This window comes from Stenotrophomonas riyadhensis (genome assembly GCF_040256885.1).
Lineage (GTDB): Bacteria > Pseudomonadota > Gammaproteobacteria > Xanthomonadales > Xanthomonadaceae > Stenotrophomonas > Stenotrophomonas riyadhensis.
This window is the reverse complement of sequence record NZ_CP155568.1, coordinates 3794254-3813295: the sequence shown is the minus strand read 5'-3', so window position 1 is coordinate 3813295 and position 19042 is coordinate 3794254. Positions and strand designations below refer to the sequence as shown.

Sequence of the window (19042 nt, the reverse complement as noted above, 5' to 3'; positions counted from 1 at the left end):
TTCGTCCCTGACCTTCCTGGACGATGCCCGATGAACGCACAGCTCTCCGCCCTGCAGCAACAGGCCCAGCAACTCTCCGAATCCGTGACCCGGCCGATACCCGGTTCGCGCAAGATCCATGTGCCCGGTTCACGCCCGGATCTTCAGGTGCCGATGCGCGAGATCGCGCTGACCCGCACGCCGACGCTGTTCGGCGGTGAAGAGAATGCACCGGTCACGGTCTACGACACGTCGGGCCCGTATACCGATCCGGACGTGCGTATCGATCTGTCCGTCGGCCTGCCGACGCTGCGTCGTGGTTGGGTGGAGGAACGCGGTGATACCGAACAGCTCGACGGCCTCAGCTCGTCGTTCGGCCGCGACCGTGAGCATGATCCAAAGCTTGATGCAGTACGCTTCCCCGCGCGCAGCCTGCCACGGCGTGCACGCGCAGGCGCGAACGTCACCCAGATGCACTACGCGCGCCGCGGCATCATCACGCCGGAAATGGAATTCGTCGCCATCCGCGAAAACCAGCGACTGGACGCGATCCGCGATGCAGGCCTGCTGCAGCAGCACCCGGGCGAGGCGTTCGGTGCCTCGATCCAGAAGATCATCACCCCGGAATTCGTGCGCGACGAAATTGCCCGCGGCCGCGCGGTGCTGCCCAACAACATCAACCACCCGGAAAGCGAGCCGATGATCATCGGCCGCAACTTCCTGACCAAGATCAACGCCAACATCGGCAACAGCGCCGTGTCCTCGGGTATTGCCGAGGAAGTGGAGAAGCTGGTGTGGGCGATCCGCTGGGGCGGTGACACGGTGATGGATCTGTCCACCGGCAAGCACATCCATGAGACCCGCGAGTGGATCATCCGCAACTCGCCGGTGGCGATCGGTACCGTGCCGATCTACCAGGCGCTGGAAAAGGTCGATGGCCGTGCCGAGGCACTCACCTGGGAGATCTTCCGCGACACGCTGATCGAACAGGCCGAGCAGGGCGTGGACTACTTCACCATCCACGCCGGCGTGTTGCTGCGCTATGTGCCGCTCACCGCCAAGCGTGTGACCGGTATCGTCAGCCGCGGCGGCTCGATCATGGCCAAGTGGTGCCTGGCGCACCACAAGGAGAACTTCCTCTACACGCATTTCGAAGAGATCTGCGAGATCATGAAGGCCTACGACGTGACCTTCTCGCTGGGGGATGGCCTGCGCCCGGGCTGCATCGCCGATGCCAACGACGCGGCGCAGTTCGGCGAGCTGGAAACGCTGGGTGAACTGACGAAGATCGCCTGGAAACACGATGTGCAGACCATGATCGAAGGCCCTGGCCACGTGCCGATGCAGCTGATCAAGGAAAACATGGACAAGCAGTTGCGCGAGTGCGGCGAAGCGCCGTTCTATACGCTGGGGCCGCTGACCACCGACATCGCGCCGGGCTACGACCACATCACCAGCGCGATCGGTGCGGCGATGATCGGCTGGTTCGGTACGGCGATGCTCTGCTACGTGACGCCGAAGGAGCACCTCGGCCTGCCCAACCGCCAGGACGTGCGCGACGGCATCATGGCCTACCGCATCGCCGCACATGCGGCCGATCTGGCCAAGGGCCACCCGGGTGCGCAGGTGCGCGACAACGCGCTGAGCAAGGCGCGCTTCGAGTTCCGCTGGGAAGACCAGTTCCACCTTGGCCTGGATCCGGAGAAGGCCAAGGAGTTCCATGACGAGACCTTGCCGAAGGATGCGCACAAGCTGGCGCACTTCTGTTCGATGTGCGGCCCGCATTTCTGTTCGATGAAGATCACCCAGGACGTGCGCGACTACGCCGAGGCCGGCATGAAGGAGAAGTCGGAGGAGTTCCGCGCTGCGGGGGCCGAGGTCTACCACCAGGGATGATGCGGAAACGGGGGTGCCGGCCAGCGGCCGGCACTACCGCTCATCACGCCGCGCCCGGCTATGCTCCGCCCATTGCCCAGGGGAAAGGACGCCATGCCCGTTGCCATGACCACCCGTTGGCTGGCCATCGCCCGCCGCCATCCTTCGGCCTGGCTGCTCGCGGCCCAGTTGATCGCGGTGCTGCTGTATCCCGCACTCGATGACACCGCTGGCGGCCGTGCGGCGCTGGGCATGTTCGGCATGGCGGTGCTCGGCCTGGCGCTGTGGGTGGTCCAGCGCAGTCCGCTGGGTACGTGGCTGGCGCTGCTGCTGGCCATCCCCTCGGTGGTGTTCTCGCTGGCCGGCGCGCTGTTGGACCGCACCGGCCTGCTCACCACGGCGCAGCTGCTGGAGAGCCTGCTGTATTTCTATACGGCGGGGGCGTTGATCGCCTACATGCTGCAGGACCATAAGGTCACCCGCGACGAACTGTTCGCTGCGGGCGCGACCTTCACATTGCTGGCCTGGGCGTTCGCATTTGCGTTCGCCGTGTGCCAGCAGTGGTATCCGGGCAGTTTCCACGGCACCGGCGGTGGCGATCAGCGCAGCTGGATGGAGCTGCTTTATCTGAGCTTCAGCTTGCTGTCCGGGGTGGGATTGAGCGACGTTGTACCACTGCATCCGCAGGCGCGTGCACTGGTCATGCTGGAGCAGTTTTCCGGCGTGATGTACGTAGCTTTGGTGGTTTCGCGACTGGTCGGACTGACCATGTTGAGGCGCATGTGAACATGAACGCCAGATAAAAATTTCGCGCCCCGAAGGGCGCGAATGGTGCTGCAGATTATGTGAATTCGTCGGCGAGAGAGAGCCTGGATGTCGACCACGCGATAGGCGAGGTAACCCGCATAGGCTAGTATTCGCCCGCTTCATTGTTTTTGCGGTATGCGCCGATGCTTTGTGCGGAGTCTGGCTTTTTGCTGTTCCCAGGACGGGAGGGTATCGAAGGCAAACGCTGCCCCGGACCTGTCTCTACTGTGTAGCGGAAAATGAACAGCAGTGAAAACCAGCCCCCCGGATTCGATCGGATCCGGATAGGAGAGTGCACTGTCACTCTGTCCTCGCGCGAAGTCGAGGTCGTCGGTGCGCGTCGCCCGCGTCGGCTGACGCCGAAGGCGCTGGGCGTGCTGCGTGTACTGCTGCGCCAGCCGGGGCGTGTTGTCACCCGCGACGAACTGTTCGCGGAAGTCTGGCCGGACACGCTGCCGACCAATGATGTGCTGACCCAGGCCGTCACCCAGCTGCGCAAGGCGTTCAGCAACGACGATGACAACGGCCAGGCCTACATCGAAACCATCGCCAAGACCGGCTATCGCCTGCTGGTACCGGTACAGGTGCTGGACGATGTCGAGTCGACACCGACAGGATCGTCCGACGACCACGCTGAGGATGTGCAACCCGCGCTGGCCGTCGGAGTGGCACCCGCAGTGCCTGGGCAGCCCTCACGCCACCGTTGGCGCCATGTTCGCCGGCGTGCGCTGCTGGCAGTGGGCGTGCTGCTCCTCGCTACCGTGGTGGTGCTGGCCGCGCTGTTGCTGCGCCGGACACCGGCTGGCAGCTCGCCCGTGGATGCGGCCGTTGAGAACGGCACGCGTGTGATCGGCAGTCCGCAGCGTCCCTATCGACTGATCACTGCGACCAGCGGTTTCGAAACCTATCCCACGCTCTCGCCCGATGGTTCGCTGGTGGCCTATGAAGGTGCCAACGAGGATGGGTTGGGGGGCGGTGCCATCAAGGTGCAGACTTCCGGCAATGCGCCGGCGCGGCAATTGCTGGCTCCGCCAGCGGGTTCGGTTGATCGCTTCCCGAGCTGGTCGCCGGATGGACGCGAGATTGCTTTTGCACGCTTCGGTGACAATGGCAGCTGCCAGGTGCTGATTGCCAGCGCGACCGGCGGCGCACTGCGCCAGGCCACGCGTTGCGATGGCACCGAACTGCTCAGTTTCGACTGGACGCCGGATGGTCGCGGCCTGGTGTTCGGCAGCATGGTGGGCCGCTATGCCCATCGCGGGATCCGGACGCTTGATCTGGCCAGCGGCCAATGGCAGGCACTGGACTACGCTGTCGATGCGGATGACTTCGACTATGCGCCCCGCTACTCGCCCGATGGCAACTGGCTGGTGTTCGTACGCAACCCACAGCTGGGCGACCTGTGGCGCATGCCGGCCACGGGGGGGACGCCCGAGCAGCTGACCAACGAGGCGGCGGAGTTGCGCGGTTGGGCCTGGCTGCATGATGGCCGCACGATCGTGTTCGGGCGGCGTGTCGACAGTGAAGTGCGTCTCTACTACCTGGATGTTGAAAGCCGCACGCTGCGCGACGCAGGGCTGGACGACGCGCAATGGCCGGCGACATCGCGCCGCGGTGGCATGTTGGCGTTCGTCCACCGGCGCGCGCAGTTCGGCATCTTCAAGGTACCGGTGGAGGGCCACTCGCCGCCCGTCCGCCTGTTCGCTTCCAGTGGCCGCGATGGTCAACCCATGGCGGCGCCGGATGGGCGGCAACTGGTGTTCACGTCTGATCGTTCAGGCAGCTTCGCGCTGTGGTGGGCGGACATGGATCGTCCCGACTCGCTGCGACCGATCGAGGGATTGCGGCCGGAGGCGCGCCAGGCCCCGGACTGGTCAGCCGACAGCCGGCGATTGCTGGTGGTGGGGCGCGACGAGCATGGGCGCACGGTGGTCTACGAGATCGCGCCGCGTGATGAACGCCTGCAGCCACTGCCCGTGCCTTCGGAGCAGCCCCTGCAGGCGCTGTACGGAGCAACGCCCGACCAGTTGCTGGTGGTCGAACGCGATGACCAGCAACAGACCCGGCTGAGCCTGTTCGATCGCAGCGTTCAGCCGTGGCGTCGGCTGGCCAGCATCGATGGCGTGTCGCAGGCCCGGTTCGACCGCAGCAGCGGACGGGTCCTGTTCACGCGGTTGGCGGCCGGAGGACTGTGGTCGGTGGACGCAGGGTTGGCCGCGGACAGCGTGCAGCAGATCAGTGATGACCGACCCAGCCGTTGGCGGTACCGGGCCTGGACCGTGGCCGGCAACAGCGCGATTGGTTACCTCGGCACGTCCACCACCTGTGGCACCACGCTGGTGCGGATCCAGGCCGGACGCGAGGAGCCGGAACGCTGCCTGGACGCGGAACGGCTCAGCGCTGGCAATGGGCTGAGCGCCAGCGCCGATGGGCGCTCGCTGTTTGTCGCGATGGCGGTCAGCGACGGTGCCGACATTGGTGTGATGCGCTTGCCCGAACGCTCGCCAGCGCTGCTGCCGGCATTCTCCAAGCTGTTGTTGTTCAAAGGAAATGGGCCTTCGTAAGTTTTTCGTCTGGACCTCGTCGCGAATTCGTGGCGATCTCGTCTGACTTTCCTGACGCGGTGCCGCCTGATTTGGCAAAACGGAGTCCTGTACTAGGCAAATCCGTGGTGCCCCCATGCGTCAACTCTCGCTGGCCGATCGCGGCCAATCCGTCTCTCTGGACCGGTCGCTCGATGATGCTGCGCCGACTTGCCTGGGCGTGGCCCGGCTGGGCAGCCTGCAGACCGCCGGCAGCAGCTTCACTGTCTGGATGCAGGTGCGTGGAAGCTCCTGGGTGGAAGCCAAGGAAGGACGCTTCCGCTTGCGCCAGGGCGAGTGGATCGCCTTCGAGAAGGAATCGCGGCCGCTGGTGCAGGCCGGCCGAAACGGGCTGTGCGTCGGCCTGAACCTGAACGCCGAAGCGCTGCGCGTGCTGGCCGAGATGGCCGACTGTGGCCTGTATGCAGGTCGTGGCCGCATGAACCGTGGCGATGCCCGCGTTGCGTTGCGCCTGTGGCGCGACGCGCTGGCCAGCGGGCAGCCGGCACAGGCCCTGCGGCCGTTGCTGTTGCACCTGGCAGGCCTGCAGCGTGGGCTGGCCGACAACGTACAGCGTTGCCCGGGCCGTTCGCGCAGCCGCAAGCGCCAGGTGTTCGGCCGCATGCAGCGTGCCCGCCTGTACCTGGAAGGCAACAGCCACCGCGTGGTGCGCATCGGTGAACTGGCCGAGCTGACCAATTTTTCCAGCTGGTATCTCTCCAAGACCTTCCAGAGCCTCTACGAAGAAAGCCCGCAGTCGCTCTCCGCACGCCTGCGCCTTGAGCGCGCCGCCGACCTGCTGCGTGACACCGACATGATGGTCGGCGAGGTCGCTGCGGCCAGTGGTTTCGACAACTGCTGCAGCTTCGCGCGTGCGTTCCGTGCCCGCTACGGCCAGTCGGCCTCGCGCTTCAGGGAGAACGGCGGCTTGCTGCCGCCACAATCTGCAAAGTCTCCGGTTGGTTCGCGCAAATACAGCGCTGCAACGCAATCGTAACGTGCTGGGGTGTTTTAACACGCTGCTAACACGTACCTTGGAGAGATTGATGAACGTTCGTAATCCCGCAGTGCGGTTCGGCTTGCTGCCGGCCGGCATCGCGCTGGCGCTGGCGCCGGCCTTTGCTTCGGCTCAGGAAGCAAAGGGCACCACCGACCTGGACCGCATTTCGGTCACCGGCTCGCGTATCCGCGGCGCTGCAGTCGAAACCCAGCAGCCGGTCGTTACCCTCAGCCGTGAGAACCTGGAAAAGCAGGGCTACACCTCGGTTGCCGACGTCCTGCAGAACCTGACCTCGGCCGGTTCCCCGGCCATCTCGCGTTCGGAATCGCTGGCTTCCGGCGAAAACGTCGGCGGCTACTACGTCGACATCCGCAACCTGGGCGCCCAGCGCACTCTGGTGCTGATGAATGGCAAGCGCCTGGGCGCGACCACTTCGGGTTACCAGGATCTGAGCCAGATCCCGATGTCGGCCATCGAGCGCATCGAAATCCTGAAGGATGGCGCCTCCGCCATCTACGGTTCGGACGCGATCGCCGCCGTGGTCAACGTGATCACCCGCAAGCGCTTTGACGGTGCTGAAGCCAGTGTCTATGTCGGCCAGTACGGCAAGGGCGACGGCGACACCACCACCTATTCGTTCACCCTCGGCAGCGAAGGCGAGCGCGGTGGTGTGACGCTGGCCGCCGAGTACTCCAAGCAGGACCCGGTGTGGGCCAAGGACCGCTGGTTCAGCCGTGACGGCAACGCCGGCCCGAACTACCCGGGTTCGGGTGCCAGCCCGATCAACCAGAAGGGTGGCTTCTGCGACCCGTGCGTGACCCCCGACCTGAAGAAGGGTGAGCCCGGCTACATCGGTCCGAACGACCAGCGCTGGTACACCCTGCGCGATGGCGGCGACCCGACCAAGCGTTCGGACTACCGTCTGGAAACCAGTGCTGACGCCGTCAATGCCAACGAGCAGATGATGGTGCAGACCGGCATCGAGCGTAAGTCGCTGTACGTCAACGGCAACTACGACTTCACCGACTCGATCGCGTTCAATGCGGACGTGATCTACAACGAGCGCACCACCAACCAGCAGATCGCCGGTTACCCGTACCAGTCGGCTTCGTTCGATACCCCGCTGTCGAAGGACAGCGCGTTCAACCCGACCGATCAGGACCTCACCTTCCGTCGCCGTCTGTGGGAAATGCCGCGTACCACCGAAAGCAAGCTGAAGACCCTGCGCTTTGCGCCGAGCGTCAGCGGCTTCTTCGAGTTCGCCGGCAGGACTTTCGACTGGGACGTCGGTGCGCTGTGGAACCGCAACGAATCGACCAAGACCGGTCACGGCGACATGAGCCTGATCGCCTCGCGCCAGGCGCTGGGTGCTTCGTTCGTTGGTCCGGACGGCGTGGCCCGTTGCGGCACCAGCATGGCTGACCCGCTGGCCACCAGCAATTGCCGTCCGTGGAACCCGCTGCTGCCGTACGGCGTGGCAGGCAATGGCTCGCTGGCTGACCCGGCTGCCCAGTCGTTCCTGTTCCCGTACTTCACCGACACCGGTTTGACCAAGACCACCAGCTTCACCGCCAACCTGTCCGGTTCGATCGTGACCCTGCCGGCCGGTGATCTGGGCTTCGCCGTGGGCGTGGAGCACCGCAAGGAAGAAGGCCGCTTCTCGCCGGACGCCTTCGCACAGTCGGGTGAGTCCACCGGTCTGGGCAAGCAGACCACCCAGGGTGACTACTCGCTGGATGAAGTCTACCTGGAGCTGAACGTGCCGGTCCTCGCCGACATGCCGTTCGCCAAGGAGCTGACCCTGAATGCTGCGACCCGTTACTCGGATTACAGCAACTTCGGCAACACCCTGAATTCCAAGTTCGGCTTCACCTGGCGCCCGCTGGACGAGCTGCTGGTCCGTGGCACCTGGGCTGAAGGCTTCCGCGCCCCGACCATCGATGATCTGTACGGTGGCCTGAGCAGCAGCTTCGAGTCCTACACCGATCCCTGCGGCGTCACCGCTCCGGGCTCGGTCAATGGCAACGGCGCTTGTTCCTCGCGTGGCGTGCCGGTGGGTTACACGCAGTTGGGTCAGGGCCTTGTTCCCTGCACCTCGACCCCGTGCGCTACCCCGGACCAGTTCATTTCCGGTTCCAACTCCGCACTGAAGCCGGAAACCTCCAAGAGCACCACCGTGGGTGTGGTGTGGAGCCCGCGTTGGGTGCAGGGTCTGGACATCTCGCTGGACTGGTACAAGTACGAAATCAGCGACATGATCATCGCCGACAGCGTCGATCGTATCCTGCGCGACTGCTACGTGCTGGGTGATTCGGCCCGTTGCGCCGGTCACACCCGTGCTGGCGATGGCCACATCTCCGCGATGACCTATGGTTTGGCCAACCTGGGCCAGATGGAGACCCAAGGCTACGATCTGGGTATCAAGTACCGCCTGCCGGAACTGGCGATCGGCCAGTTCAACATCGATTGGCAGACCAGCTATCTGTCCAAGTACGACGAGCAGGGCCAGAATGCTGATGGCAACAACATCACCATCGGCCGTGTCGGCGAAGCCGGCCTGTTCCGTCTGCGCTCGAACGTCGGTGTTACCTGGTCGAAGGGTGACTTCGGTGTGTCCTACATGGCGCGTTACTACTCGGGCATGAACGAAGCCTGCGTGGCCAACCGTCCCTGCGACGTCGCCGACCGTTATCAGAACGGCGAGAAGTCGCCGCTGCGCAAGACGGGCTCGAACACCTTCCACGACCTGCAGGTCAGCTGGAAGGCGCCGTGGGATGCCACGATCGCCCTGGGTGCCAACAACGTGTTCGACCACAAGGGTCCGATCATGTTCACCCAGCCGAACTCGAGCTTCGCCTATTACGGCGGCTTCGACGTCGGTCGCTTCCTGTACATGAAGTACACCCAGCGCTTCTGATCGTTCGAAGTGCGATAGCAGTACCGGGAGGGCGGACCGCAAGGTCCGCCCTCTTTTTTTGTAGGGAAATTCCGAAACATGTTGGAAGGTGAGTGGAGTCTCATTCCTGTCGTGTCGTATTCGACACAGTTGACGGGTCCACTCACGGACGCCTGCACATGGAGAGAGAGATGAAGAGCACGCTGTTGCACAAGCTGTCTGCCGCTGCACTGATCTATGCGACGCTGGTCGGTGCGGTGTTTGCCCAGACCGGGGGCGTCTGTGGGGGCGGGCTGTACTGCGAGGAGCTGCGTCAGGAATGCCTGGCCGCAGGCAAGTCGAAGGTTCTGTGCGATCTGCAGTATCGTCACTGCGTGCAGGACGCCTGCGGCGCGCGCTGATGCAAAAAAGGGCGCGCCGTCAGGCGCGCCCCTTGAGTCTTCCTGGCATGCAGGGGGCTCAGGCGTCGCTGGGTACCAGTCCCATCAACGCATTGGCATGCTCCCGCCACTGCGGCAGCCTGTTGAGTACACCCGCGCGTTGCAGGTAGTCCTCATCCACCGGATCGCCGTTGACCAGCGCCAGCGCCACATGCACCGCTCCGGTCACCCAGAAGCTGCGCGTATTGGCGCGTTGCGGCTGCAGGTGGAACGCCACCGCTTCGATGATCGGCATCGGCAGGCCCCACAGGCCGAGAAGATAAGCGCCGGCTTCCGCGTGGCCCGGGCGCGTGTCACCGGCCAGCGTCGGCTCGCTGCGTTCGTTGCGTACGCCGGGCAGCAGCAGGCCGATGTCGGCCAGCAGTGCGGCGGTCGCGCCCAGTTCGGCACTGGATTCGGGCAGCAGGCGCGCGGCCAGGCGCGAAGCGAGCAGGGCGCGCTGCTGCAGCGAATTGCGTTCGGCGGTGGACAGCGTGGGTGCGGAAAACACCTCGCTGGCCAGCACCAGGTCGCGCAGCGTCGACAGGCCCAGGCGGGTCACTGCCGTGCGCAGGTCAGCGATGGTGCGTCCCTGGCTGAAGAACGCCGAGTTCGACAGCTGCAGCACCTTGGCGGCAATGGCCGGATCGGCCGCCACCAGCTTGGCCACGTCGGCGCTGTCGGCGTCGTCGTCATGCTCCAGTGCCTGGGTCAGGCTCAGGTACAGGTGCGGCGGCGAAGGCAGTTTCTCGATACGGCCGATGGCATCGCGCAGGCGTGGGCTGTCCAGTACTTCGCGCAGCTCTTCCAGGCTGGTCAGTGCCTCCAGCAGCACTTCCGGTGCCAGTGGCAACGGCAGGAAACGGTGAGCGACACCGATCAGGCGTGCCGGTGGCGGCCGGTTGCCATGCTGGGCATCCACCAGCGCAATGCGGATGGTTTCCGGGCGCAAGGTCCGGATCTGGCCCAGCAGCGTGGTGGCATTGAGGTCCGGCAGCTGCGGGCAGACGATCACCGCATCCACACCCTGCGTAGCCACCGCGGTCATCGCGGTCTGGCCATCAGTGGCGGTCAGCGGCTGCCAGTCTTCCCCAAGATCGGCAATGAATTCGGTCAGCTCGGCCGGCAGGCTGGCTGCATCCCCAACAAGCAGAATACGCACGACACATTCCCCTGGCTGTCTCGACGATGGATGTCGATGACGTGTGAAGTGACGCAATTTACCTAATACGGCGGCACGTGTGATGTGCCGTCGTCGTGAAACGTGACCCGCATCGCTCCGGCAGGGCCTGCCGGAGCAATCCGGTTCAGGCTCAGGCCTTGCTGTCGAGATGGCGCTGGTGCGCCTCGATCAGGATCTGCTTGGCCTCAGCGGCGCCGCCCCAACCGTCCAGCTTGACCCACTTGCCCTTCTCCAGGTCCTTGTAGTGCTCAAAGAAGTGGCCGATGCGCTCCAGCCAGTGGCTGGACACCTGGGCGATGTCTTCGACGTGGGCATAGCCACTGAAGATCTTCGAGACCGGCACGGCCAGGATCTTCTCGTCGCTGCCTGCCTCATCGCTCATCTTCAGCACGCCGACCGGACGGCAGCGCACGACCGAGCCCGGCACCAGCGGCAGCGGCAGCACCACCAGCACGTCGGCCGGATCGCCGTCGCCGCACAGGGTGCTCGGCACGTAGCCGTAGTTGCAGGGGTAGCGCATCGGGGTGGACAGGATGCGGTCGACGAAGATCGCGCCGGTTTCCTTGTCCACTTCGTACTTCACCGGCTCCGAGTCCTTCGGGATCTCGATGATGACGTTGATTTCTTCCGGCGGGTTCTTGCCGGGCGAGACGAGTTCCAGACCCATGGTCGTGCTCCAGGTGGGGGATATAGACGGATAGCCCCCCATTTTATGCCTTTGCCGGGCGCTGTGCAGGGGAGGGTGCCGACAGTACGGCACGGCGGCCGCCCACACGTGCTGGTGGGGTTGCCCGATGGGGACGTCGGGACGCCGGGTGCAGGCTGGAACCCTCATCCCAAGGAGCTCCCGCATGAAAGCATCTGCCCTGCCGTTCGGCCTGAGCTGCGCGCTGCTGATGGCGCCGCCGGTACAGGCATTTCCCTATGTCGACCTGATCGACTACCCGCACCAGGAGGCCAACTGGGACCGCTTTTTTGCTCTGGAAGGCCGTTTGCAGCATGGCTTCGATGCGATCTGTGGCGACACCTTCTGCGAGGGCGAATACAGCGACATCCGGGCGCTGCGCCTGCGCTGTTCGGTGGATGCGGTGCGGGGAACCATCCATGAGTGCCTGTGGGCATTCGCCGCCAGCGATCTGGAGGTGTCCCGCAGCGATGGCGCGATCGTGGCCCGGCAACCGACCTGGCTGTGCCGCCTGCCGCTGGTGGCGGGAACCCCGGTGGAAGCCTTCCATGCCGCGCTGGCCGCCCGCAATCCCCTGCATGACCCGCTGCCGGGGACCTCGCAGAGCGTCTATGACGGGCTGACCGGGTGCATTCATTGATGCGAACGTGACTGATTCTCATTAACGGAGTAGCATGCGCGGCGCCTTCCGTCTGTCGTCCCGGTTCCGCGCATGTCCTCCAATGCCGCCTCCCTCACCGAACTGCTGATCCGCGAGCGGCCCGCGCTGCTGCGCCGGGTGCAACGCATCCTGGGGGGCGACAACGGCGCCGAAGACGTGATCCAGGCGGTGTGGTTCAAGGCGCGCGGGGTCGACGACAGCCAGGCCATCGACAACCCGCGCGCCTATCTGTACCGGTTGGCCGCCAACCTGGCCACCGACCATGGCCGCGAATCGACCCGGCGCAACCGCCTGCTGGCCGACCACTACCTGTGGGGGCCGGACGAGGTGATCTCGACCGAAGAGCAGGCGATGGCACAGGACGAGCTGCAGCGGGTGCTCGACGCGGCGGGACACCTGCCGGAGCCGACCCGCACCATCTTCCGGCTCAACCGCCTGCAGGGCCTGACCCAGGCCGAGATCGCACGCCGTCTGGGTGTGTCGGTGACTACCGTCGAGAACCATGTGCGCACCGCGCTGCAACGCCTGGCCTGGGCGCGCAGCGGCCGATGAACGCCCCGGCTTGGGGCTGGCCCTCGCTGAAACGTCTTGATCACTGGACCGTGGATGCGGTCTAGTTCCTCCGCCCGCGCTTGAATGCGCCTGTCCGCCAGCCGATGAGCCCGCCGAACACGCTGCCCGCCGCCAATGACGATGCCCTGGCCGAACAGGCCCGGGGCTGGATCGCGTGGCTGGCCTCGGGTGACATCGGCGAGGGACGCATGCACGAGTTCGAGCACTGGCTGGAACAACCGGGGCACCGCCGCGCCTTCGAGCACGAGCGCGCGCTGTGGCGCAGCGTCGGACCACGCCCGCAGGCCACGCCCGTCGGACGCCGGCGCCCGCATCGAATGCGCTGGGCAATGGCCGCTGCAGCTGCGCTGGCGATGCTGGTGGCATGGCCGGAGGCCTGGTTGCGGCTGCAGGCCGACCATCGCAGTACGCATGTCGTGCAGAGCGTGAATCTGCCCGATGGCAGTCGCGCCGTGCTGGATGCGGACAGTGCGATTGCTGTGCGTTTCGATGCACATGCGCGCGAGATCGAGCTGCTGCGCGGGCGGGCCTGGTTCGAGGTCAGCCCGGATGCGCAGCGACGTTTCAGCGTGCGCGCTGGCAATGGCCTGGTCGAAGACATTTCCACTGCCTTCAGCGTGGCACGCAGCGATGGCCGGGTGGAAACCCAGGTCGGGCAGGGCAGGGTGCGTGTGGCCAGCCCGGTCGACGGTGGCTGGACCTATCTGCAGGTGGGACAGCGTGCGGTCTATGGCGAGCGCAGTGGCGTGACGCGTCTGCAGGATGTGGTGGCCGACAGTGTCGGCGCGTGGCGGCAGGGCGAACTGCTGCTGGAGCAGGCCAGCGTCGCCGACGCCGTGCAGTGGGTCGGGCGCTATCGCGCTGGCCCGACCTTCGTGCGTGGCGATCTGTCGCAGCTGCCGGCTGTCAGTGCGGCGTTGCGCATTGATCGCCCGGAGCAGGCGCTGGATGCGTTGGCGGCAACAGCAGGTCTTCGGGTTACTCGTCTGCCATTCGGCGTCGCCATCGTGCAGTAGATCCACACCATGCGTGGATGACCGTCCCTGTGCCGCCCAGCGGTCGGCACCTGCCGCGGCCGCAAATCGCTCTTGGGGTTGCCACGCTGTCATCCGTCTTACTCCGCGAACGTACCCGCCGCCGCCAGTACGTCGCCGTGTCCGCCCGTGTTGCGGATGTCGCCGCGCCCGCGGCACCGATTACCTGACAGGTTCCCCCATGTTCGATTTCCATCGTCCGGGCCGCATGCCGCGCCCGTCCCGCCTGTGCATCGCCCTGCTGGCGGCCGGCCTGGCCAGCGCCGCGCCGTCCGTACTCGCGCAGGATGCAAGCGGTGACCACGCTGCCGTGCAGCGCTTCGATATCCCCGCGCAGCCACTGGACGAGGCGCTGCGCAGCTACATGCGCCAGTCCGGCGTGCAGGTCGTGTACCCGGCCACCCTGGCCCGGGGTGTGACCTCGCGTGCGGTCAGCGGCAGCCTGTCGGCCAGCGAGGCGTTGCAGCACCTGCTGCAGGGCAGTGGCCTGGCGGTGCGCCGGGTCAGTGCCGATGCGGTGACCCTGGAAGCGGCAGCGTCGGCGCAGGCCGACAGCGGTGTGATCGTCACCGATACGCTGAGCGTGGCCGGCGACCGTATCGACAGCGGCGCAACCAGCGACGAGGCGCGGCTGCTCGACGGCTATCGCAGCGTCGGCTCCACCACCACGCTCAACCGCACGCACCTGGAGCGATTCCGCGGTACGTCCAACGGCGACATCGTCAAGGGTGTGGCTGGCGTCACCGCCGGTGATCCGCGCGTGGGCAACGGCTTCGACGTCAACATCCGTGGCATCCAGGGCCAGGGCCGCGTGCCGGTGATCATCGACGGTGGCCAGTCCAGCATCGATACCTACCGTGGTTATGCCGGCCAGTCGCAGCGCACCTACCTCGACCCGGACCTGATCTCCAGCCTGACCATCACCAAAGGCCCGAGCCTGCAGGCCAACGCCTCCGGTGGCATCGGCGGCGTGGTCGAGATGGAGACGCTGAAGATCGGCGACGTGCTGCGCGAAGGCCGGGACTTCGGTGTGCGCGTGCGTGGCGGCCTGGCCAACAACAGCGCCAACAACCTGCCTTCCTACAGTGCCGCGCCGCGCATCGATCGCAGTGCCACCGGCAGCCAGTTCTTCAACGTCGCCGCTGCGGGACACTGGGATCGCTTCGATCTGGTCGCCGCCTACGCCTACCGCGACAATGGCAACTACTTCTCCGGCAAGCACGGCTACGACGACTTTCCGCAGACCCGGCGCACGCTGGCGCCGCTGAACCCGCCGCGTACCGAGGTCTTCAATACCTCGGCGCGCTCGAAGTCGGCGCTGCTCAAGGGCACCTGGCGCATCGACGATGCACAGACCCTGGAAGCGGGCTACCGCCGCTACGAGGGCACCGCCGGCGAGATCATGGCCTCGCAGATCATCCGCGTCGATCGCGACCGCATTCCGCAATGGGATCCGGGCCACGTCGACATGGACAGCTACACCCTGCGCTATCGCTTCAACCCGGACAGCGAGCTGGTCGACCTGCGCGTCAATGCCGCGTACACCGACACCGACAGCGTGATGTACAACAGCCTGACCGGCATCACCCCGTGGTATTTCGATCGTCGTACCGAGTGGTACGACGCGCCCAGCTTCAGTGGCGACCCCGGTTACAAGGATGCCTACCGCAATCCGCTGCGGCAGAAGCGCTTCGGGCTGGATGCCAGCAATACCTCGAAGTTCGATACCCGCGCCGGTGCATTCACCCTCGACTACGGCCTGTCCTACAGCGATGAGGACATCGCACCGGGCAGCTCGGGGCCGGTCATGCACGATGACCTGATCAACAACCGCTTCCTGCGCAACGCCGAGCGCAAGGAATACAGCGCCGTGGCCTCGCTGAAGTGGCAGCCCGATGAGCACTGGGAACTGCTGGCCGGCGGCCGCTGGAACCGCGTGGATGTGCACGACCGCAACCGCCTGGCCACGCCCGATGCCTACGAGGTGCAGGGCCAGTACCGCTACACCGAGCTGCTCAATGGCAACCCGGCGCTGCCGTCGTGGCGGGCCAAGCGCATCGCGCTGCTGAACTGGTATCCGGACGCCAACGGCAATTTCACCCAGGAATCGCTGCTGGCTTCGCCGTACAAGAAGGGCACGGTGGGCGACATCGGTGGCTGGAACTTCTACGACGCCGGCAAGGCGCAGGACCTGGAAGTGCCGGTCAGCTGGACCTGGTCGCAGCCGATCCGTCGCCGCGACACCGCGTTCTCGCCGACCGCCAGCGTGGCCTACCGCTTCAGCGAAGACACCATGGTCTACGTGAAGTACGCCGAAGGCACCAAGCTGCCGAGCCTGTTCGAGACCACGCTGGGTCTGTTCACCGCCGCCAAGCCGGTGGGCGAGCTGAAGCCGGAGCGTGCGCGCAGCTGGGAGATCGGTGCCAGCACCATCCGCTATGACCTGTTCACCGCCGGCGACCGCCTGGCGCTGAAGCTGGCGTACTTCGATACCCGCATCGACGACCTGATCACCCGCGACTACCGCACGCTGTCGGCTGGCCTGATCCGCAACGTCGACCAGTTCAAGGTCTCGGGCATGGAGTTCCAGTCCAGCTATGACAGCGGCAAGGTTTTCGCCGACCTGTCCGCGCACTACTACTTCAAGGCCAAGACCTGCGCGCCGGACATCGCCGCCGAGCGCCGTGCCTATGGTGCGCAGCGCAGGAACGATGAGCTGGCCAACACGCCCAACTGCGTGGACGGCGGCTTCGAGGGCTCGTACACCAATACCCAGAACCCGCCGCGCTACATGGTCAACCTGACCCTGGGCTCGCGCCTGTTCGACGAGCGCCTGACCTTCGGCACCCGCGTGGTCCACAACGCCGGCCCGATCAGCAAGCTGGACAAGGACTGGAACGTGGGCCTGTCGGCGATCCAGCAGCTGTACCGGCCGACCACCCTGGTCGACCTGTTCGCCAGCTGGAGCTTCAACGACCAGCTGTCGGTGGAAGCCGGCGTGGACAACCTGACCGACCGCTACTACCTGGACCCGCTTGCCCTGGGCGTGATGCCGGCCCCGGGCCGTACCGCGCGGTTGGCGTTGACCTGGAAGTACTGATCGGTCGCGGATGAGTGGTGGGGTCGGATCCCTTTCCTGCGGAAAGGGCTCTGACCCCAGCGAGCCTGCGTAGCCCGCTTACAGCCCGGTCGCCGCCTTCACCGCATCTTCGTGCAGCGACTCGTTCAGCTCATCCACCACTGTGCTCCATGCAGCATCGGCCTGCAGCGACTCGGACAGGAACTGGCGCTGGGCATCGTTCCAGTACGGTGCTTCGACCACTTCCACGTCGGTGGCCAGCTGGTGTTCGCGGATGAAGCGGGCGATGCCCTCGGCGCTGGCATCCAGGCCCAGCTGCAGGAACAGGTTGGTCATGCGCGGTTCGGTGGTGATCATCGTCGGTTCCTGCGGGAAGAAGGGATGCGCCATTATCGGTGCACATGGCCTTGGGGAAAGCCCCGTGGCGAACGTCTACAGCAGGACGACCCCTTTGGCATCCCCATGAACGCACACATCGCCCCTGAAGACAGCCGCAGCCTGCGGCTCAAGGCCGCCACCCGCGACAGCCATGGCGCGCTGGACAAGCGCATCATGGCCGGCGACATCTTCGCCGACCGCAGCAACTTCGCCCGTTTCCTGCGCGTGCAGTACCGCTTCCACCGCAGCATCGATGCGTTGTATGCCAATCCTGCGCTGGACGCACTGCTGCCGGACCTGGGCGAGCGCCGCCGCCTGACCCAGGTCGCGCGCGACCTGCAGGATCTGGAGCAGACCCTGCCGGGGGCCGACATCGCGGCGTTGCCGTCTGATCTGGAACTGCCCGCCGCGTTGGGGTGGCTGTATGTGGCCGAGGGCTCCAACCTGGGCGGCACGGTGCTGTACAAGATGGCCGCCAAGCTGGGCCTGGACCGCGATTTCGGCGCCCGCCACCTGGCCGCGCATCCGGATGGTGCTGCGCGCCACTGGCGTGAATTCACTGCTGCGCTGGACGCGGTGCCGCTGAGCGCCGAGCAGGAGCAGCAGGTGATCGATGCGGCCGATGCTGCGTTCCGCAGCGTGCACGGCCACGTTGAAGTGGAATTCGCCTGATGCACGCCTCCCGCCTATCGGCGCAACGCTGATGCGCTGGCTCTGGTTCGCGCTGGGCTGGCTGATGGTCGGCCTCGGAGTGATCGGCGCGCTGCTGCCGGTGATGCCGACCACCATCTTCCTGATCCTGGCCGTGGGCTGCTTCGCGCGCAGTTCACCAAAGTTCGAACAGCGCCTGCTGGCGCATCCGCGCTACGGCCCGTCATTGCGGCTGTGGCGCGAACAAGGCGCGGTGTCACGCAAGGGCAAGGCGTTCGCCAGCGCCGGCATGGCGGTGGGCTTCGCACTGTTCTGCTGGGGTGCGCACCCGTCCTGGCGCCTGCTGCTGGGCGTAGGCCTGTTCTTCGCGGTCAGCGCCGGCTACGTGCTCAGTCGGCCCGCACCGCGGCTGGAGCCCAATCCGGTCGTGGAAGTGGACGACGCCAATGATCCGCGCGCGGCCCGCCGCCGCGCAGCGACACCTGATGCTGATGGAAACCGAGACGATGCTGCCTGCTGACCTGGCCCCCGTGGCCGCCCACGCATTGACCCCGTGGGGCATGTACCTGGCCGCCGACGTGGTGGTGAAGACGGTGATGATCGCGCTGGCACTGGCGTCGCTGGCCACCTGGACCGTGCTGCTGGCCAAGGGCTGGGAGCTGGCTCGCCAGGGCCGGCAGCTGCGCGCAGCGCGCACGCTGTTGCTGCAGGCGCCGAGCCTGTCCGGCGAGAGCGCCGAGGCCTGCCTGCAGCAGGGCACCGCACTCGCCATGCTGGACGCTGTCCGCACCGAGCTGCGCCTGTCGCAGGAACTGGACAGCCGCGACGGCATCAAGGAACGCGTCGCCTCGCGCCTGGACCGCATTGAACTGGAAACCGCGCGCGTGCAGCGACGTGGCATCGGCGTGCTCGCCAGCATCGGCGCGGTGGCGCCGTTCGTCGGCCTGTTCGGTACGGTGTGGGGCATCATGAACAGTTTCATCGGCATCGCCCAGAGCAACACCACCAACCTGGCGGTGGTTGCGCCCGGCATCGCCGAGGCCCTGCTGGCGACCGCGCTGGGTCTGGTCGCAGCGATTCCCGCCGTGCTGGTCTACAACCACTTCAGCCGTGTGCTGGCCGGCCTGCGGGGTCTGCTCGGCGATCTGTCGGCGGCCGTGCAGCAGCTGGTCTCGCGCGATCTCGATCGTGCCGTGCTGCGTACCGCAGCGGCACCGCTGCGTGCGGTGCACTGAGGCAC

At 66.0% G+C, this 19042-nt stretch carries 16 protein-coding genes; 13 read left to right on the top strand and 3 right to left on the bottom strand.

Going from position 1 to position 19042, the window contains the following annotated elements; genetic code table 11:
- The first annotated feature begins 30 nt into the window (after nucleotides 1-30).
- The 6 genes from thiC to SriyCCGPB3_RS17625 all read left to right on the top strand — a co-directional run bounded on the left by thiC (nucleotide 31) and on the right by SriyCCGPB3_RS17625 (nucleotide 9540).
- A complete protein-coding gene (gene thiC, locus SriyCCGPB3_RS17650; RefSeq protein WP_153854468.1) occupies nucleotides 31-1875 on the top strand; it encodes a phosphomethylpyrimidine synthase ThiC in 1845 nt (614 codons plus the stop codon).
- 93 nt (nucleotides 1876-1968) lie between these two features.
- Nucleotides 1969-2640, top strand: a complete 672-nt coding sequence (locus tag SriyCCGPB3_RS17645; RefSeq protein WP_110713554.1) for an ion channel — start codon at nucleotides 1969-1971, stop codon at nucleotides 2638-2640.
- Between the two features lie 260 nt (nucleotides 2641-2900).
- The gene (locus tag SriyCCGPB3_RS17640) at nucleotides 2901-5225 is read left to right on the top strand and encodes a winged helix-turn-helix domain-containing protein (protein WP_153854467.1); all 2325 of its coding nucleotides are present in this window, start codon (nucleotides 2901-2903) and stop codon (nucleotides 5223-5225) included.
- A gap of 115 nt (nucleotides 5226-5340) precedes the next feature.
- Nucleotides 5341-6240, top strand: coding sequence for a helix-turn-helix transcriptional regulator (locus SriyCCGPB3_RS17635; RefSeq protein ID WP_110713550.1), 900 nt, complete (start codon nucleotides 5341-5343; stop codon nucleotides 6238-6240).
- Between the two features lie 49 nt (nucleotides 6241-6289).
- The gene (locus tag SriyCCGPB3_RS17630; protein ID WP_110713548.1) at nucleotides 6290-9160 is read left to right on the top strand and encodes a TonB-dependent receptor plug domain-containing protein; all 2871 of its coding nucleotides are present in this window, start codon (nucleotides 6290-6292) and stop codon (nucleotides 9158-9160) included.
- 170 nt (nucleotides 9161-9330) lie between these two features.
- Nucleotides 9331-9540: a hypothetical protein gene (locus SriyCCGPB3_RS17625; protein WP_010483987.1), complete on the top strand. Its 210-nt coding sequence runs from the start codon at nucleotides 9331-9333 to the stop codon at nucleotides 9538-9540.
- Between the two features lie 58 nt (nucleotides 9541-9598).
- On the opposite strand, the gene SriyCCGPB3_RS17620 is transcribed toward SriyCCGPB3_RS17625, so the two are convergent.
- On the bottom strand, nucleotides 9599-10720 hold the full coding sequence (locus SriyCCGPB3_RS17620) for an HDOD domain-containing protein (protein WP_110713547.1): 1122 nt from the start codon (nucleotides 10718-10720) through the stop codon (nucleotides 9599-9601).
- A 151-nt stretch (nucleotides 10721-10871) separates the two neighbouring features.
- Nucleotides 10872-11408 (bottom strand): inorganic diphosphatase, encoded by a 537-nt coding sequence (gene ppa / locus SriyCCGPB3_RS17615; protein WP_005410935.1) that lies wholly within the window; start codon nucleotides 11406-11408, stop codon nucleotides 10872-10874.
- Between the two features lie 184 nt (nucleotides 11409-11592).
- Between ppa and SriyCCGPB3_RS17610 the strand changes: the two genes are divergently transcribed.
- The 4 genes from SriyCCGPB3_RS17610 to SriyCCGPB3_RS17595 all read left to right on the top strand — a co-directional run bounded on the left by SriyCCGPB3_RS17610 (nucleotide 11593) and on the right by SriyCCGPB3_RS17595 (nucleotide 16794).
- A complete protein-coding gene (locus SriyCCGPB3_RS17610; protein ID WP_350259568.1) occupies nucleotides 11593-12066 on the top strand; it encodes a hypothetical protein in 474 nt (157 codons plus the stop codon).
- 72 nt (nucleotides 12067-12138) lie between these two features.
- Entirely contained in the window at nucleotides 12139-12639 is a 501-nt protein-coding gene (locus tag SriyCCGPB3_RS17605; protein WP_014038389.1) for an RNA polymerase sigma factor, read from the top strand.
- Between the two features lie 104 nt (nucleotides 12640-12743).
- Entirely contained in the window at nucleotides 12744-13676 is a 933-nt protein-coding gene (locus SriyCCGPB3_RS17600; protein WP_350259567.1) for a FecR family protein, read from the top strand.
- 199 nt (nucleotides 13677-13875) lie between these two features.
- Nucleotides 13876-16794, top strand: coding sequence for a TonB-dependent receptor (locus SriyCCGPB3_RS17595; protein WP_350259566.1), 2919 nt, complete (start codon nucleotides 13876-13878; stop codon nucleotides 16792-16794).
- A gap of 78 nt (nucleotides 16795-16872) precedes the next feature.
- Here the strand turns inward: SriyCCGPB3_RS17595 and SriyCCGPB3_RS17590 are convergent, their stop codons facing one another.
- On the bottom strand, nucleotides 16873-17130 hold the full coding sequence (locus SriyCCGPB3_RS17590) for a DUF2789 domain-containing protein (RefSeq protein WP_010483993.1): 258 nt from the start codon (nucleotides 17128-17130) through the stop codon (nucleotides 16873-16875).
- Between the two features lie 105 nt (nucleotides 17131-17235).
- Between SriyCCGPB3_RS17590 and SriyCCGPB3_RS17585 the strand changes: the two genes are divergently transcribed.
- Genes SriyCCGPB3_RS17585 through exbB form a run of 3 tightly spaced genes read left to right on the top strand, consistent with a single transcriptional unit; the run spans nucleotide 17236 to nucleotide 19037 of the window.
- Nucleotides 17236-17823 carry a biliverdin-producing heme oxygenase gene (locus SriyCCGPB3_RS17585; RefSeq protein WP_012512028.1) on the top strand — a complete coding sequence of 196 codons (588 nt, stop codon included), beginning with the start codon at nucleotides 17236-17238 and terminating at the stop codon, nucleotides 17821-17823.
- A gap of 31 nt (nucleotides 17824-17854) precedes the next feature.
- Nucleotides 17855-18322 carry a YbaN family protein gene (locus SriyCCGPB3_RS17580; RefSeq protein WP_110713541.1) on the top strand — a complete coding sequence of 156 codons (468 nt, stop codon included), beginning with the start codon at nucleotides 17855-17857 and terminating at the stop codon, nucleotides 18320-18322.
- Entirely contained in the window at nucleotides 18309-19037 is a 729-nt protein-coding gene (gene exbB / locus SriyCCGPB3_RS17575) for a tonB-system energizer ExbB (protein WP_180859656.1), read from the top strand. The genes SriyCCGPB3_RS17580 and exbB overlap by 14 nt, the downstream gene beginning before the upstream one ends.
- Nucleotides 19038-19042: the final 5 nt, after the last annotated feature.